We start from the raw sequence: 15,510 nt of genomic DNA on the forward strand, positions 1-15,510 counted from the left end.
TACACCCCAGTACTAGTCTTTTGCCTTAGTAGTGTACCTGAGTGGTGTATTGCTCACAGCTCCCCGCTCGAGCCCGTCGCTGGGCTCCCGCCTGGGTCGGGGGTCCGGCGCCGGCGGGCCGGGATCGGAGCCGTGCACGCGTCCGCACCGGGAGCCGTGCAGCGGGGTGAATGTGCGTGAGCGCGGCCGACCGGGGAGGAAGCCGGGGCCGCGCTCACGTGTCACACGGGGAGACGGCAAGGCTCCCCGGTGCGCTGCTGGGGCCGGATCAGGCGTTGACGCAGGTGTTGCCGAAGGACGGGTTGAGCAGGGCGATGACGTTGACGGTGTTGCCGCAGACGTTGACGGGAACGTGGACCGGGACCTGGAGAAGGTTGCCGGACAGAACACCCGGCGAGCCGATGGCCGCGCCGTGGGCGCCGGCGTCGGCGGAGGCCATGCCCGCCGCGCCGAGGAGGATGGCGCCGGTCGCGGTGATGACGGCCGTGGTCTTCTTCACTGGGGGTCTCCTTCAGGATGTGCGTCGAAACGGTGAGCTGAGCGGGCACCGGCCGTGGGCCGGGCAGACAGGCCCATGCCGGGCGCTCGTCCCTTCCAACGGCCCAGCCGGGTGCATGGACACGGTGGCCGACCCGTTCGGGTGCCACGCGCACACCGCAGCCGACCCGCACACACCGGGTTGGCCCTGCCGCCATTCCCGACTACCTGAGCTGCCCAGTCGCTCCGTAAGGCGCCCTACGGACCCCCGCACCCGCACCCTCGCCCTCGTGCCCGCGACGCTCCGTCTTCACGAGCCCGGGTGGTCGTGGCCTGGCGGCGGGTACTCGCGGCCCGGGAATCCGGCCGCCCGTCGAGGACGATCTGCTCGGACTCCGACCACTCCCCGGCCAGCCCGGCCAGCCCGGCCAGGGCATCGGCAAGCTCGTTGATCGCATTCAGCAGCCGCGCCAGCCGCTCCCGGTCCGCCTCCCGGCGGGGCCGAGCACCCCGGCCGCCCAGCGGTGTCGGGCGCCGGCAGAGCGGGGGCGCGGAGGGTGCAGAGCACCCGCGCCACGAGCTGGCCAGCGCCACCGTTCCGGCCGGCAGGCAGGCTCAAGGACAGGACGACGGTCTCGTGCCCGGCCCTGTCGGCCCACGAGCCGCACGCGCCGCCGTCCCCGCCAGCACAGCGGCGCCGGTACAGCGCCGCCTGCCCGTCATCACCACCGCTCCCCCGTCCAGCGCCTACCGGCCGTGGCTCGCAACACTCGAACCACCGTGCCCGTCATCACCAGGCTCTTGCGTCACCGCCATGTCCCGGTGCTGTAAGGGAACTGGGCTCGGGGCACCCGCCCGCCCAGTCGGCCACTAGCGTGCGGCCATTGGGCCCAGCAGCCCAGCCGACCGCCACACCCCGGGAGACTCTGCCATGCCCATCCGTGGTCCCCGCGCCCTCCTCGCCACGATCGCCCTCGCAACCACGCTGACGCTGACCGCCTGCGACCCCGCAGCCGAAGCCGAAGCCCCTCCCGCCCCTCCCGCCGCCTCCGCCCCTGTCTCCGCGCCCGCCTCCTCCACCTCGCCCGCCGGTTCGGGCAAGCACACGCTGGCCGAGGCCGCCACCGCCGGCGGGCTCACCAAGGCCACCGGTGCCAGCGCTCTCTCCGACGTCCCGGTTGACCCGGGCGAGATGCGTGACGGCATGCACCTGGTGGTCGCCGACTACAACCGTGCCGGGCAGACCTCCGGCCGCCGCATCCTCTTCGTTGGCGTCGACAGCGTTCCCGAGGACCCGAACAAGCGTCGCGAGCACCTTTGGCGCGGCCTGATCGACTACGCGCTGCAGAACGGCTCCACCGGCACCCCCACCACCGCCAAGCCGTACCAGCCCGGACCGTTCGGCGGATCCCTCGAGTGCCTCAGCCTGCCCGAGTCCGCCAACGCCACCAACGTCATCTGCGGCTGGTCCGACACCACCACCGCCGCCGTCGCGCTCTTCCCCCGCACCACCCCGGCCGACGCCGCCCGCCTCTTCGCCGCCATGCGCGCCGACCTCGAACACTGACCGCCGCGGCCACAGCCCGCGACGAAGCCGAAATCGCTCACCGGGGTGCCGCCCCGGCTGGTCGTCACCAGCCGGCGGGCGAGGGTGCTGACGTTCCGCGCGGACCAGTGGGCGGCGGAGAAGGCCGCCGCACAGGCTGCGCCGGCCGTCGCCGAATGGGACTACCCGCTGCTCGACGAGCACGACTTCCTCAAGACAGTCCACGGCCTCGTCCACACGGTCGTGGCAGCCGGCGGGAAACGCGTCAGCGTCCACCTCGCCGACCAGGACGACAAGATCCTCGTCATGGTCCTCAACCACCAGACCGGCGAACAGGACGACGTGGAACCCGTTCCGGCGGAGGTGGCGGTACTGCGCACCGTCGACGCCTGCGGCGCCCACACCGACCACGACGGCCACGCCTGGTGGGCACTCCTCGACGCCCAACCCCTGCCGGAGAAGCACCTGGCCCAGCACCGGAACAGGGCTCAGGCACCAGTGGCAACGGACCCTGTGAGTCGATCCCTCCCCTCCGCGTGGAGGAGCCCCGACCAGCCGGGGGGGGTGGGCTGGCCGGGGCGGGCCCCGGCCAGCGGGGGGGGGGGTGCCGGCCGGGGGCATACGGGGAGGAGCCGCAAGGGCAGTCACTTCACAGCGGATCCCCCGGCTCCAGCCCCGACGATCCTCCCAGGCGAACACCCACCAGGCCTGCCGGACACGCATCCCGGCGGATACCATGCTTCCCGTCGCGGGGGCCGGCCGCCAAAGCTACTGCGCGCCGACGGCCTGGGGCCCGTCGCTCTCGCCGATGTCCAGAATGCGGGCGGCCAGCGGCGGCCACTGGCACGAGCCGACCAGGAGGCCCGCCTCGCGCTCCGGCAGGGCGTCCTTGACCATTGGCACCATCTGGGAGTGCGCGGCCGGCTGCCCTTGCACTTTCAGCTGTTCCAGGGCGCGGGCCCGGTCACCGAGGTCGAGGTCGCGGGGGACATTCAGGCCTCGGTCAACGGGCCCCAGGAGCGCTTCGCGTCCGTACTCTCGGGCGCAGCCCACGGATCGGCGGCCTCCCGCACCGGCGGCGCAGCGGGCGCGGCGGCGGGCAGATGACCACCATCTCGACGTGTGTGGGTGATCCCCGGTCAGCGGCGGCCGGTGGCCAGGATGACGAGGAACTGGCCGCCGCCCGCCTGGATGTCGGCGGTCACCGGCATTCCCGGCACCAGTCGGGAGAACCGGTCCACCAGCCAGTCCGCCGCCTCCTGGGCGTCCTTCCTGGTCGGACAACGGCCCACCATCTCGCGGCCGCCCTTGCGCTCCAGCCTCTCGGCGACGGCGATCAACGGTGCGGGTTCGACTACGTACAGGCGCTCCGGCCAGGCGATGACCACCTTGACCGCACCCTTGCGGGTGTTGCACCCGCGGTGCGCGAGCCGCTCGGCCACCTTGGCCTTCCGGTCGGCGGTCCGGCTGTCGACACTGGGCCCCCGCGGGTCGTTCACCGACTCGTCGGGGTCGACCGGTTCGTCACACACCCAGCACTGCCAGCCGTCGCGCTCGGCCACATCATCAAGGAGACTCATCCGAGCAAACTAGCCTGCCCGACCGCCACCCGCGCACCAGGGCCCTGGCAAGGTCCCGACACCGGCCGGGGCCCTGGCCGAGCCGCGGGACGTCGTCCACGGTCACGTTCGCAGCCGCTGGAACCTGAGCGGGTGCCGGAAAACGCCTCGGTCAACGGCCCGATCGGCGCTGACCTCCGCCACGGCATTCGGGCGGACGAGCACCACGTCCAGAACGTCACGGCTCCCCCACACCTCCGCGAACCGCACCCCCTCGAAGGGGTGCCGGCGGCGCCAGTTCGCTACCGCGGCCCGGCCCGCCCTGGCGATCCGCGCCACCTCCGCCAGGCACACCCGGTCACTGCCGGCGGCGGTTGGGTGGAGGCCGGTGAGCGGTTGGCGCTGCGATGCTTCGAGCCAAAGGTGATCCGGTGGTCCTGGCGGGCTCGCTGCCCGGCACTGCCCGCGTTGCCCGCGTCGTGTGGTCCGCTCGACCGGGTGAAGCTCCAGCGGCGGCGCCCGGGGTAGGGCCCGCGGGTTCACCCGGTCGGCTCAACGGTCGTGGGAGTCGTCGGTGACCGGCTGGCTACGGTGGCCGGACTGTTCCAGGCCACGGAGGGTGATCGTTGATGAGGCCAGTCGCGCTGGTTACCGGTATGTCCGGAGTGGTCGGCGCCGGGGTGTTCCCGTTACTGACGGGTTCGTTCGAGGTGGTGGCCCTGACGGGCCGCCGTTCCCTGGATGCCGACTGCGAGCAGGTGGCGGTCGATCTGAGGGCTCCGCGGCTGGGCCTGGAGGCTGGCTCCTTCGCGCTTCTGGCCAAGCGCGCGGACGTGATCGTGCACATGGCCGGGAACGTGGACTACACCGCCTCCGCGCAGGACCTGCACGCGGTCAACGAGGGCGGCGCGGCCGAGATGACCGCACTGGCGGAGGCGGCCGGGTGCCCGTTGCTGTATGTGTCGACGGCTTTCGCCGACCGGCACACGCAGGCTTCCCGCGAGGCGAAGATCGGTGCGCTGACCCCGGCCCGGCCTTCGTTCTACCACCGTTCCAAGGCCGCCGCCGACGAGCGGGTCCGCCAGTGCGCCCAGCCCTGGTCGATCATCCGCCCCTCGGTCGTCATGGGGGATTCCCGCGACGGCTCGATGCCCCAGCGGCAGACCATGCACCAGACGCTGTCGATGATGTCCAGCGGACTGCTGCCGGCCGTGTTCGGGCACCCCGACCACCTGGTCGACATGGTCCCGCGCGACTACGTCGCCCAGGCCGTCCACCAGTTGGCTCTGGACGCGGTCGAAGGACGGCCGCTGCCCCGCGAGTTCTGGGCCACCGCGGGCCCCGCCGCGCTGACCTGGGCCCAGTGGTCGCAGGTCCTCCAGCAGACCCTCGCCGCCGCCGGCCGCCCCATCCCGCCACCGCTCCAGCTGGACCCTTTCACCGTCGAGGTGGCCGACTACCCCGGCTGGGGCGACCTGCGCCGGGCCCACCAGCGCGGCATGGCCACCATGTATGTGGCATCCCTGGCCCTTGGACCCGAGCCCTTCCCCACGTCCTTCGGCAGCGGCCGGCCGGGGCGGCCCGCTCTCGACAACGCGCTCGCGCACTCCCTCCTCGCCAGCGACCTCACCTGGCTGCTGCGGCGTTCCCGCCCGCACCCGGAAGTGGCGCGATGACTCCCCCTGGCAACGACCGCACCTGACACAGCAGAGCTGGGCCGGGCCCGCGACCTCTTTCCGGCATCGGCCCGGCGCCGGGTGACGGGCATGAGCCACCGTCCAGGCCGAAGCCGGTGGCGGTCTCGTCCCGTCTGCTGCACGGCCGTTCTGCGTCCACTCGTCCGGGTGACCGCCGTCGCCCCTCCGCTGCCCCTGCGCACGGCGCGGGGAGCGGTCCGTTCGGGGCCCGGGGCCGGGCCTGGGCGTTGAGCGGCGGGTGCGCCATCCATCCACATGTGTACTCTGCGTTCCGCATCATCACGCTACGTAGGCAACGGAGGGCGTTCCCATGGCTACCGATCTCCTGACTCGCAAGATCAACCGGCACTTCGACCTCATCGACACCGACGGAAACGGCAGGATCACCAAGGAGGACTTCGACCTGATCGTCACCCGGATGGCCGACCAGTTCGGCCACGCCCCGGGATCGCCGAAGTTCGTAGAACTCGCCGAGGTCTACGGCAGCCTGTGGAACGGCCTGCGGGAGAACCTGGACACGGACGGCGACGGCGCCGTCAGCCGCGAGGAGTACGCCCACGGCCTGACCAGCGGCGTGCTCACCGGCGAAGGCTACGAGCAGCTGATGCAGCCGGTCGCGAAGGTCATCTTCGGCCTGTGCGACACCAACGGCGACGGCAGGCTCGACCGCGAGGAGATCGCCAAGGCCCACCTCGCGCTGGGCGTACAGGGCGAAGACCACGAGGCAGCGATGGCCCGCCTGGACCGCAACGGTGACGGCTTCGTCGACGAGAAGGAACTGGCCCAGGCCCTCCAGGACTTCTTCCTCAGCAAGGACGACAACGCCCCGGGCAACCTGCTCTTCGGCCGGATCTGACGCCCTGCCCACGGGTGCGCTGTCCGCTGCTCAGCACGGCAGCGCGCCCGGACCCCGGACACGTCAGTTGTACGGACGTCTTCGGCCTGGTCGTCGTCGGCGAGGCGTACCGGAGGTCCGGCCCCAACGCCGTCCAACCGTCAACGTCGTAGGCGGCCGACGATGACGGGGTCGAGCTTGAGGCCGGCCCAGGCGCCACCGTCGATGTCGCCCCAGTCGTTGAACTCGCTGAAGCCGTAGGGCTCCAGGGCGTCGGTGGTCGGGCCGGGGTTTTCGGGTGTCACATAACAGTTCGAGAGGTGCCACTTGCCCTGGTAGGTGGTGTAGTAGCCCGCCGCGCGGAGCATGGTGCCAAGGGTGCCCAGCGCGGGGTCGAGGGGGCGGATGTAGGGCATGTTGTCGTTGTCGTAGATCCCGGTGAGCGGCAGGTGCTGGCCGGTGTAGATCACCGATCGGGCGGAGCTGCACTGCGCCGAGGCGGTGTAGTAGCGCTCGAAGGTGGTGCCGCGGGCCGCGATCCGTTCCCGGGCCGGTAGCGAGTACCCCTCGGGACGGGGCAGGGAAGCGCGCTCCTCGTCGGTGTCGATCAGCAGGATGTTGGGGCGACCGGTCATGCCCTGCCCTTCGCTCGCCACGCGTCGACGGGGGGTCGGGCGGTGGTTGACCGCCTCGCGCGCACTGGTACGGACGTCGTCGAATCTAGGGCGAGAAATCGGTCGGGACCGTTCGGGACGCGGCCGACCACGGCCGGACGGGTGATCCGCATCGCCCGCAGAGGCCCAGACAGGATGCTGCTCATGAAGCCGAGGTGCCGCTCGCGCAGTCGGTGAGTGACCCAGTCCAGCCGCTCGGCCACAGCGTCCTGGCGAGCTGGGAAATCGTCGTAGGCGCCGGCCGCGGATGTCGGGCACACGATGAGCCTTCCGCGGGGCGGGCCGGACCGGTGGGTGGGCGCACCGTCATTCCGGGTAGGTGCCGGTGGGGTCGATGGCCTGGTTGACGCGGTGGCCGATGGCGCGCAGGGTCCGCTGCTGGGCCTGGGTGAGCGGGTCGAAGACGAGGCGGCGGACCTCCTCGACATGGCCCGGGGCGGTGGCGACGACCTTGTCCCAGCCGGTTTCGGTGAGGACGGCCAGGGTGTAGCGGCCGTTGTCCGGGTCGGGGGTGCGGCGCACCCAGCCCTGCTTCTCCAGGCGCTTGACCACGTGGGACAGGCGCGAGAGCGAGCCGTTGGTGATGACCGCCAGCTCACTCATGCGCATGGTGCGCTCTGCGGCCTCCGACAGGGTGGCGAGGACCTGGTACTCGAAGTGACTGATCCGGGCGTCGCGCTGCAACTGGGCGTCCAGAGCGTTCGACAAGTTGATCACCATGGCGGCCAGGGAGAGCCAGGTCTGCCTCTCATCGGCGTCCAGCCAGCGGGGCTCATGCGTATCCATGACCTCATCCTAACTTGACCCTTCAAGCAAAATCCAATCCTCCACACTTGACGCTTCAAGTCGAGCGGCTAGCTTCGAGCCGTTCGTAGCCGCGTGCCTGGCGGCGGACATGCGTCATCCAGGCCCAGGTCCGCTCGTCGACCCAGCGTCGAGGGAGGCAGGGCTACTGGTCCAGCTCCTACCGCCGTCCACTAAGATCATCTTCTCAACTTGTTCGTTTCAGGGGCTGCTCATCGGCAGCCACGGGGGAATCATGTTCAAGTATTTCCTGCCACGTCGATGCGGCGGTCCATGGCCGTTGGCGCGTGCGCCTTGGCTCTGTTCGGGGCCACCGCGGCTACGGCCACCCCCACGTCCGCCGCAGTGAATGGATACGTGTTCCAGAATCAGGGTTCGTTCCGGTGTCTCGACGCTCGAGGTGACGGGATTCCGGGATCCGCCGTATCGCGTGTGACCGTAACGGCGGCGCCAACCAGAAATGGCTGATCGGCCAGGACATCCATGGCCGCCAGACTCTTGTCAACCAGGCGAACGGGTACTGCCTCGACCGCCAGGACAGCGTCGCGAACGGCGCCAAGCCGATCCTCTGGCACTGCAACAAATGAGGTCAAGTACGTGAAGAATTATGGTGAACTCAGATGACCGGCACGGTCTTGCTCTACATCCTCATCGGACTCTTGATCCTGGGCTTGCTCGTATGGCTGTCCCCTTACATGCTGGGGCTCAGCTTCATCGGACTGATCATCTCGATCGCCACATGGACGCCTCAGGGGATGCTGATTTCCTTCATCGCCTGCCTGGTCTCGGGCGGCCTGATGGCACTGCGCGAGCCGGACAAAATCTACGTCGTCATCAAGCGCTGAGCGCGGACGGCGGGACCGACGGCTCGGCCGCGGACGAAATGGGGGCGGGGCGCCGTTGAGGGCTCGGTGTGCTGCTCACGTGTGGGCCGGCGCAGGGAGCCCTCGGGCAGGCTCGTGAGGTGCGGTACAACGCCCGGCCGGGCCGGGGTGGATGTGAACAGGCACGTCCGTGGCAGCCGGCCCTCTTCGGGATCGGCGCCCGACGGGCAGCAGCCTGCTCACCTCGTGACAGCCATGAGCACTACGGCTGGGCAGGGCGAGCAGGGACACCCGCCCCGTCCTGGCTGACGCCCGTCCGGCGCCATCGCCGCACGCATTCACACCGGCGGCCCCGCCCCCTCCAGGCGTTCGGCGAGCTGCTTCCACCCGGCGTCCAGGCCCCTCACCAGCTCCGCCAGGTGCTCCTCGACGGGCATGCCCAGGCTCAGCCCGGCCAGAACGTCCTCCGCGACCGGTCACAGCAGTCGCTCCGCCAGGTAGCGCTGGAACTGCCACAGCGGGCGCTCCAGATGGGAGAACCGGCCGTTGGACGGGGCCGGGTGGGAGGCCATGCCGCGCTGAACGCCGCGGACGGCCACCAGATCCTCTTCCTGGATCCGGGCGATCTGGGCGCGTATGCCGACCAACTGCTCCGCGAAACCGGGTGTGTCCGGCACCTCGGGCGGAACCATGGCCGTGATCCGCGTGTCGTGGGTGGCGGGACCGGTGGGCATCCAGCGGATGCTGACCGCGCTGTCGGGCAGGACCGCCAGGACGAACTGCGGGAAGATTCCGGCGATGAGCATCCCCGGCCGCGGTCCCCGGCCGGATCGTGAATGCCTTCCCAGGCCCCTGCCGCCCGCCTCGGGGTTCGACAGCGGGGTGAACATGGTGAACCAGCGGCCGTCGCACTCGTCGACTTCCGTGTCCCGGCCCGGCAGCACCGGATCCAGGGTCTGCGCATGGGTACCCATGTGGTGGTAGTTCTCGGAACCGTTCTCCACCGCCACCTTCCAGTTGGCGGGTACGCCCTCCCAGGTCTGGGTGTGGACGCTCACCCAGTTCTCGATGCCATGGCTGTTCAGCCGCAGGTCCAGCCCCTGCAATTCGGGAGCCGCCGGCGCCGCGCCGGGGTCGAGGTTGAGCATGACGAAGCCGTTCCAGACCTCGACGCGGTGCGCCGGGAGTCGGCAGCCGGCCCGGTCGAAGTCGACCCGCTGCATCAATGGAGCACCGGCGAGCTGCCCCGCGTACTGGCCGTTCAGCCGGTAGGTCCAGGTGTGATAGGGGCAGGTCAGCCGTTCCAGGCAACCGCGCTCGGGCGCGGTCTCCGGCGGCAGGAGGTCCATGAACCGGTGGCGGCACACCCGGGACAGGGCATGCAGCTCGCCCTCCTCGTCCCGGGTGATCACCAGCGGCGTGCCGAGAATGTCCAAACGCAGGTAACTCCCCGGCTGTGGAATCTCCTCGGCCCGCGCCACGCACAGCCACTCCCGCCGGAAGATCCGTTCGACTTCCCATGCGTACAGCTCGGGGGAGGTGTAGGCCCGGGGTGGCAGCGTTTGGCCGCGTTCGAGCGGAAGTTCGGCCAGACGCCGCAGCTCCGCGAGCGTCGCTCGTAGCGCCTCGGGGGCGGGGGATGACGGGGCCGCAGGCTCTTTGGCCTTGGCCTGGTCGAGAGTCATGGTGATGAGCCCTTTCTTCTGGTGATCAGGGGTGACGAACCGAAGAGGGACAGTGCGTGCCGCCGCCTGTAGCGGCGGCTGTAGGAGACGGTGATGAGGGCGACGGCGCACAGCAGCGCCAGTCCCTTCGCCCGGTTGAGTGCCGGAACCGACTCCACCGGAAGCAGCAGGGCGACGAGCACTCCTGCACCGCAGTCCAGCAGTTGGGTGCAGCCCCACAGGACCGTCAGCCGGTTCAGTCCGCTGCGCAGCGTCGGCGAGACGCTCCAGGCCGCTTCCCGGGTGCGCGCGGCGGCGGGCCCGTGCCAGGACTGGCCGGCCTGGAAGGCGAAGGGCCTCGCCACGAGAAGCGAGCCCAGGATCCAGAGCCCGGCGGCCGCCGCGAGGCCTGCGTCCTTGATGAGGATGACCCGGGGGCTGCCGACGAGCAGCGACGTCACGATGCGCACCGCCAGCATGCCGATCATGAACGCCTCGAAGCTGTCCACGCGACGCCGTGTGGCGACCTCGACGGCCATGCGCACCGCCGGGACCGCCCCGCTGAGCGTCAGTGCCAGCCACTGGCTGATCCCCTGCGACCGCAGAACGTAGAACACGGCCAGTGGAAGAGCCACGGCGAACAGGATCGGAGTGGCCACTGTCCGCCACGCCGGCATGTCTTGTGTTCCGGTCCCACCGTTCAGTGATGCCATACGAAAAACCGTAGGGACCGTCGAAGATCACCGAATCGACACGATGGACGATATGCCGCGTACATACTTTTATGTACTGATTGAGGTGAATTGCCGATGGTGGGCGGCTGGCCTCAAGAGGTGCGGAGCTGCGGGACCGGGCCGGCTGAACGAGGAGCAGCAGCGTCGGCGTACACGCCCGCGAGGCCCCGGCGAGGACGGCCGCGGCGTTCCGGGCCACGCGCGGGCGGCGAGCCGTTCCAGAAGGGCCTGGAGGCCCTCACGCAGTACATCGCGGAAAGACGGCATGCCGGGGCGGGTCGTCGTCGAGCGGCTCCCCGACGGCAGCGAGCACCGCACCGGGATCCGGATCGGCAACGAGAAGCAGCGCCGGCGACAAGCTCGACCAGGCGCAGCTCGCCGCACTCGGCGTGTGCTGGGCCCGAGCATGACGTGGGAGGTCAGCCACTCCCCCGGCGGGCCGTCGTCGGCTGCCTCGTCCCATCACCACCGCTGCCCCGTCCAGCCCCTCCGTCCGTCCTCCAGGGTGAGCGTCGATACGTTCGCCGGTTTGCCCCTCCACCGGCGGCGTCGGTCAGATGTACGGGGCGAGAACTCCCCAAAGCCCCAACGCGAGGATCGTCAGCGAGACGCCCCCACCGGAAAGGTGCTTCAGGACTGTTGTGAAGAGGGGCTCCACAGCGGCGTTGAGCCGGGTGTTCTCCGGGTCGTAGACGACGTGTATCTCCTCCGTGACGCGGCCTGAACCGTAACTGGTGGTGTGTTCGTTGCCGCTGATGTCAGTGAACGTGTACCAGCTCGCCCGCTTGCCGTTCGGATGGTAGTGCCGGGCGGCCGCGACGGTGATGCCGCGTCGGCGGAGGACCGCCCGGTCCCTGGCGCTGATGACGGCGACGGCGGTGAAGAGTCCGCCGAGGATGACCGACGGCGCCCCGAAGAAGGCGGCGATCCCCATCCCGTCGCCGTGGGTGGAACCGGTCCACCAGACGTAGCCCGCGAAGACCGCGAGGAGGGCCGCGCCACCGGTCCACACCTGCCAAACCTTGATCACGGTCCCGCCCTCCTCGGTCGTTATGAGGGCGCTCCCGGCCGGGTCCCGCCGGTCGGGCAGGGCGGCGATCAGGGCGGCGAGGAAGGCCGAGGTGGCGTATTCGTTGCCGCCCGGCAGTCGCCGGGTCACCCCGTCGGTCAAAACGATCTGCAGGGCCTTGTCGCCGTCCGGCAGTACCTCCTGGACGGCGGCCAGAGGGATGTGCGTTTTCACCCGGCCCTCCGTCGTCGTCAGTCGGTCGGGCCGCAGGACCGTGAACTGGTCACCTTTGCTGAGGACTTGTGGAGAGAGCATGTACTGATTGACCTGCAGGCCGGCCGGACGGTTGCAGAGGACGGTGATTACGAACCTGCATCGGACCTGAGGCTCTGCAGCGCCCTGTCCTGCGCAAATATCACTCCGTGTCGTGGAAAAGCTCCTCGACGATCACGGCGTCACCGTCCCGCAGCCACTCCTGGGCACTCCACCGGTACCGTCACCACCCGCTGCCTCCCGGCCGTGGCCCAAGGGTCGTCAGCCGCCACCCCGGCACCGGCCGCGGGTGCGGGGGTCTTGGCGGCGGCCGTGGTGACGGCGGCGAGCCGTCACCACGAACGCGGCGCGCATCAAGGCCGAGGGCGCGACGATCCCGACCAATCGACCGGAGCGCGCCCGATCACCGAGCGAAGAGTACGGCCCCGCTCGCGCCGACCTGCCGCCGCCCCGGACCGATACGGGACAACCCTCAGGCCTCCAAATACCGCAGCACCGCGAGGATCCGGGGACTGTGGCCCTCGGTCCCGCGCAGCTCCAGCTTGTCGAAGACCGAGTTGAGGTGCTTCTCCACCGCGCTCAGCGAAAGGTGCAGCCGCCGCGCGATGGCCGTGTTCGTGCACCCCTCCGCGAGCACCTGGAGCACCTCCCGCTCGCGCGGGGTCAGCCGGGCCAGCGGATCGGCGTGCGCGCTGCGCACCACCAGCTGCCGTACGACCTCCGGGTCGATCGCCGCGCCGCCCGCGTGGATCCGCTCCAGCGCGTCGAGGAACTCCTCGACCTGCGCCACCCGATCCTTCAGCAGATAGCCGACCCGCTCCGCGCCGGCCGCGAGCAGCCGGGCCGCGTAGCTCCGCTCGACGTGCTGGGAGAGGACCAGGACGCCGGTCCCAGGCAGCCGTTCGCGGATCTCGACGGCCGCCCGTAGCCCCTCGTCGGTGTGGGTCGGCGGCATCCGGATGTCCACGACGGCCACGTCGGGGCGGAGTGTCTCCGTCTGGGCGACCAGCGTCACCGCGTCGCCGAACGCCCCGACGACCTCGTGCCCCTCTTCCACGAGGAGTCGGGCCAGGCCCTCCCGCAGCAGGGTCGAGTCCTCGGCCAGGATCACACGCACGGCAGCTCCGCGACGATGGTGGTGGGTCCCCCGAGGGGGCTGTCGATCCGCAGGACGCCGTCGAGCGCGGAGACCCGTCCGCGCAACCCGGTCAGGCCGCTGCCCGCCGGATCCGCGCCGCCCCGACCGTCGTCCTCGATCCGCACGGTGAGCGGGCCGCCGGGCGGCCCCGCGACCCGCACCGAGACGGCCGAGGCGGCGGAGTGCTTGGCCGCGTTGGTGACGGCCTCGGAGACGACGAAGTACGCGGCTGTCACCACCGGGCGGGGAAGCGGCCCCGCCACCTCGTACGCGATCCGCAGCGGCAGCCCGCACCGCTGCGCCACCCCGCCGAGCGCCTCCTCCAGGCCGAGGCTGTCCAGCGCCGACGGGTACACCCGCCAGGCCACCTCGCGCAGTTCGGCCAGTACCTCCTGGGCCTCCCGGTGCGCCTGGCCCAGCAGCTCCGCCGCCCGCTCCGGATCCCGCCCGCCGCCCCGGCGCGCCCGCCCGATGAGCATCGCGAGCGCCACGAGCCGCTGCTGCACCCCGTCGTGGAGGTCCCGCTCGATCCGCCGCCGCTCCACATCCACCGCCCGCACGACGGCGGCTCGGCTGACCGAGAGCTCGTCGATCCGGCGCCGCAGCAGCTCCCGTTCCGACGGCCCGAAGCACTCCCGGGCCAACCGGGCGTCGAGCGCGGTCAGCACAGACAGCCCCTGGAGACCGAGGAACAGCAGGACGCCCCCGAGGACCAGCTGCATCAGCAGCTCCGCGGCCCCGATGGTCCCGCGCACCACCCCGCCGGCCAGCAGCCCCGCAAGCACCAGGCCAAAGCCGAGCAGCCCCAGGACGACCCCACACATGAGCCCCGACCAGGACCGGACCGCCAGATACCGGACCACGCCCTCGCCCCCGTACGTCTCAGGGAACCGGTCGCCGAAGAAGCAGGTCCGCCGCCTGCGCTCCACCTCCACGAGCCGCAGGGCGCCGGAGCCGAAGACCCCGAGGGCGTACGGCCGCGTTCGCGGCCACAGCAGGAAGGCGCCGAGCGGCACCCCGGCGAGCAGCAGGTACAGCAGGCCGGCCGGCGCCGTCAGGCATCCGGCGAGCACCCCCACCGTCCGCCGGACCGCCGACGGCGTTCCTGCGGCGCCCCGTTCGCCCCCGCTCACGCCCCCACCCTATGCGCGCCGGTGGCGGGCGGCCGCCCCGCGGGCCCGGAGCCGTACCGTCAGCCAGGTCGCGCCGGCCGCGATGACGAGGACGACGACGGCCTTGGAGGCCACGCCCACGTACGACTCGACCAGTTCCCAACGGTCTCCGAGGGTGTAGCCGGCGAGGACCAGGACGCTGTTCCAGGCCAGGCTGCCCACGGTGGTGAGCAGGAGGAAGAGAGGGACCGGCATCCGCTCCACCCCGGCCGGTACCGAGATCAGGCTGCGGAAGATCGGCACCATCCGGCCCAGGAGCACCGCCTTCGCGCCGTGCCGCCGGAACCACGCCTCGGTCCGTTCAAGGTCCGAGACCTTCACCAGCGGCAGCCGCGCCCACAGCGCGTGCATCCGCTCCCGGCCGAAGAGCGCCCCGATCCCGTACAGGGCCAGCGCGCCCACCACCGAACCCAGCGTCGTCCAGAACAGGGCGGAGGCGAGGCTCAGCACGCCCTGCCCGGCGGCGAAGCCGGTCAGCGGCAGGATCACCTCGCTCGGCAGTGGCGGGAACAGATTCTCCAGGGCGATGGCGAGGCCCGCGCCCGGCCCGCCGAGCGTGTCGACGAGGCCGGCCGCCCAGCCGGCGATGCCGTTGGCGGGCTCCTGGGCGAGAGTGGTCGAGAACGGCGTCATGAGCCCTCCAGGTCTCAGGGGAAGGTCCCCCGGCGGACCCGCCGGACGACCCTCACCAACCTAGGAACCGCAGCTCGCGGCCGGTATGCGCGTTCCCGCCCGGCGCCCCTGCGGAAAACCGCGGGGCCGCGACGGGGCGCCGCGAGCCGCCGGTCCGCCGTGTCAGCGCTTGCTGTCAGCGGTGTTGGTGTGCCGAATGGCTTCGCCGCTCTTGAACGAGCGTGGCCAGGAGCCGGTCGATGAAGGCCGGCCGGTGCTTTGCGCTGGCCCCGACGGCCCGCTTCCGCGGCCTGGACTCCGGTCCCGCCTGATGCCGTTCGTGCCACAACGGACCGACCTCGGCCACGAGTTCCGCGATCACCTCGGCCGGCAGCCCCGTGATCCTCCGATCGCTGATGATCGCTGCACGAGACCCGTTCCCCACCACACGGACATGATCAGGGATCACGATCCGGCGTCGCACCGCCAGCC

General features: G+C 71.1%; 17 protein-coding genes. 6 read left to right on the forward strand and 11 right to left on the reverse strand.

Annotated elements, in window-relative coordinates; genetic code table 11:
* Nucleotides 1–268: 268 nt before the first annotated feature.
* Nucleotides 269–439 (reverse strand): chaplin, encoded by a 171-nt coding sequence (locus ACWGE1_RS18275; protein WP_314254469.1) that lies wholly within the window; start codon nt 437–439, stop codon nt 269–271.
* Nucleotides 440–1,408: 969 nt separating this feature from the next.
* Here ACWGE1_RS18275 and ACWGE1_RS18280 point away from each other — a divergent pair.
* On the forward strand, nt 1,409–2,044 hold the full coding sequence (locus ACWGE1_RS18280; protein WP_453421518.1) for a hypothetical protein: 636 nt from the start codon (nt 1,409–1,411) through the stop codon (nt 2,042–2,044).
* 747 nt (nt 2,045–2,791) lie between these two features.
* Here the strand turns inward: ACWGE1_RS18280 and ACWGE1_RS18285 are convergent.
* A complete protein-coding gene (locus tag ACWGE1_RS18285; protein ID WP_453421519.1) occupies nt 2,792–2,920 on the reverse strand; it encodes a hypothetical protein in 129 nt (42 codons plus the stop codon).
* Between the two features lie 15 nt (nt 2,921–2,935).
* Between ACWGE1_RS18285 and ACWGE1_RS18290 the strand changes: the two genes are divergently transcribed.
* Nucleotides 2,936–3,130 (forward strand): hypothetical protein, encoded by a 195-nt coding sequence (locus ACWGE1_RS18290; protein ID WP_453421520.1) that lies wholly within the window; start codon nt 2,936–2,938, stop codon nt 3,128–3,130.
* A gap of 32 nt (nt 3,131–3,162) precedes the next feature.
* Here ACWGE1_RS18290 and ACWGE1_RS18295 read toward each other — a convergent pair whose 3' ends face one another.
* Entirely contained in the window at nt 3,163–3,603 is a 441-nt protein-coding gene (locus ACWGE1_RS18295; RefSeq protein WP_401284979.1) for a hypothetical protein, read from the reverse strand.
* 608 nt (nt 3,604–4,211) lie between these two features.
* Here ACWGE1_RS18295 and ACWGE1_RS18300 point away from each other — a divergent pair.
* Entirely contained in the window at nt 4,212–5,258 is a 1,047-nt protein-coding gene (locus ACWGE1_RS18300) for an SDR family oxidoreductase (protein WP_453421521.1), read from the forward strand.
* Between the two features lie 331 nt (nt 5,259–5,589).
* Entirely contained in the window at nt 5,590–6,135 is a 546-nt protein-coding gene (locus tag ACWGE1_RS18305; protein ID WP_453421522.1) for an EF-hand domain-containing protein, read from the forward strand.
* A 140-nt stretch (nt 6,136–6,275) separates the two neighbouring features.
* Here ACWGE1_RS18305 and ACWGE1_RS18310 read toward each other — a convergent pair whose 3' ends face one another.
* Both ACWGE1_RS18310 and ACWGE1_RS18315 read right to left on the reverse strand, forming a co-directional pair.
* The gene (locus ACWGE1_RS18310; protein WP_453421523.1) at nt 6,276–6,749 is read right to left on the reverse strand and encodes a sulfatase-like hydrolase/transferase; all 474 of its coding nucleotides are present in this window, start codon (nt 6,747–6,749) and stop codon (nt 6,276–6,278) included.
* 345 nt (nt 6,750–7,094) lie between these two features.
* Nucleotides 7,095–7,574 carry a MarR family winged helix-turn-helix transcriptional regulator gene (locus ACWGE1_RS18315; RefSeq protein WP_453421524.1) on the reverse strand — a complete coding sequence of 160 codons (480 nt, stop codon included), beginning with the start codon at nt 7,572–7,574 and terminating at the stop codon, nt 7,095–7,097.
* A 443-nt stretch (nt 7,575–8,017) separates the two neighbouring features.
* On the opposite strand from ACWGE1_RS18315, the gene ACWGE1_RS18320 reads away from it, so the two are divergent.
* Nucleotides 8,018–8,179, forward strand: a complete 162-nt coding sequence (locus ACWGE1_RS18320; protein ID WP_453421554.1) for an RICIN domain-containing protein — start codon at nt 8,018–8,020, stop codon at nt 8,177–8,179.
* 33 nt (nt 8,180–8,212) lie between these two features.
* A complete protein-coding gene (locus ACWGE1_RS18325; RefSeq protein WP_453421525.1) occupies nt 8,213–8,437 on the forward strand; it encodes a hypothetical protein in 225 nt (74 codons plus the stop codon).
* A 455-nt stretch (nt 8,438–8,892) separates the two neighbouring features.
* Here ACWGE1_RS18325 and ACWGE1_RS18330 read toward each other — a convergent pair whose 3' ends face one another.
* The 6 genes from ACWGE1_RS18330 to ACWGE1_RS18355 form a co-directional block, all read right to left on the reverse strand.
* Nucleotides 8,893–10,101, reverse strand: coding sequence for an aromatic ring-hydroxylating oxygenase subunit alpha (locus tag ACWGE1_RS18330; RefSeq protein WP_453421526.1), 1,209 nt, complete (start codon nt 10,099–10,101; stop codon nt 8,893–8,895).
* Nucleotides 10,098–10,793, reverse strand: a complete 696-nt coding sequence (locus ACWGE1_RS18335; RefSeq protein WP_453421527.1) for a VC0807 family protein — start codon at nt 10,791–10,793, stop codon at nt 10,098–10,100. The genes ACWGE1_RS18330 and ACWGE1_RS18335 overlap by 4 nt, the downstream gene beginning before the upstream one ends.
* A gap of 574 nt (nt 10,794–11,367) precedes the next feature.
* Complete coding sequence (locus tag ACWGE1_RS18340) at nt 11,368–12,138, reverse strand: hypothetical protein (RefSeq protein ID WP_453421528.1); 771 nt, start codon at nt 12,136–12,138, stop codon at nt 11,368–11,370.
* 430 nt (nt 12,139–12,568) lie between these two features.
* The gene (locus ACWGE1_RS18345) at nt 12,569–13,213 is read right to left on the reverse strand and encodes a response regulator transcription factor (RefSeq protein ID WP_453421529.1); all 645 of its coding nucleotides are present in this window, start codon (nt 13,211–13,213) and stop codon (nt 12,569–12,571) included.
* On the reverse strand, nt 13,204–14,367 hold the full coding sequence (locus tag ACWGE1_RS18350; RefSeq protein WP_453421530.1) for a sensor histidine kinase: 1,164 nt from the start codon (nt 14,365–14,367) through the stop codon (nt 13,204–13,206). The genes ACWGE1_RS18345 and ACWGE1_RS18350 overlap by 10 nt, the downstream gene beginning before the upstream one ends.
* Nucleotides 14,368–14,376: 9 nt before the next feature.
* Nucleotides 14,377–15,039: a DedA family protein gene (locus ACWGE1_RS18355; RefSeq protein WP_453421531.1), complete on the reverse strand. Its 663-nt coding sequence runs from the start codon at nt 15,037–15,039 to the stop codon at nt 14,377–14,379.
* Nucleotides 15,040–15,510 lie beyond the last annotated feature (471 nt).

The organism is Streptomyces sp. NPDC054932 (assembly GCF_053610205.1).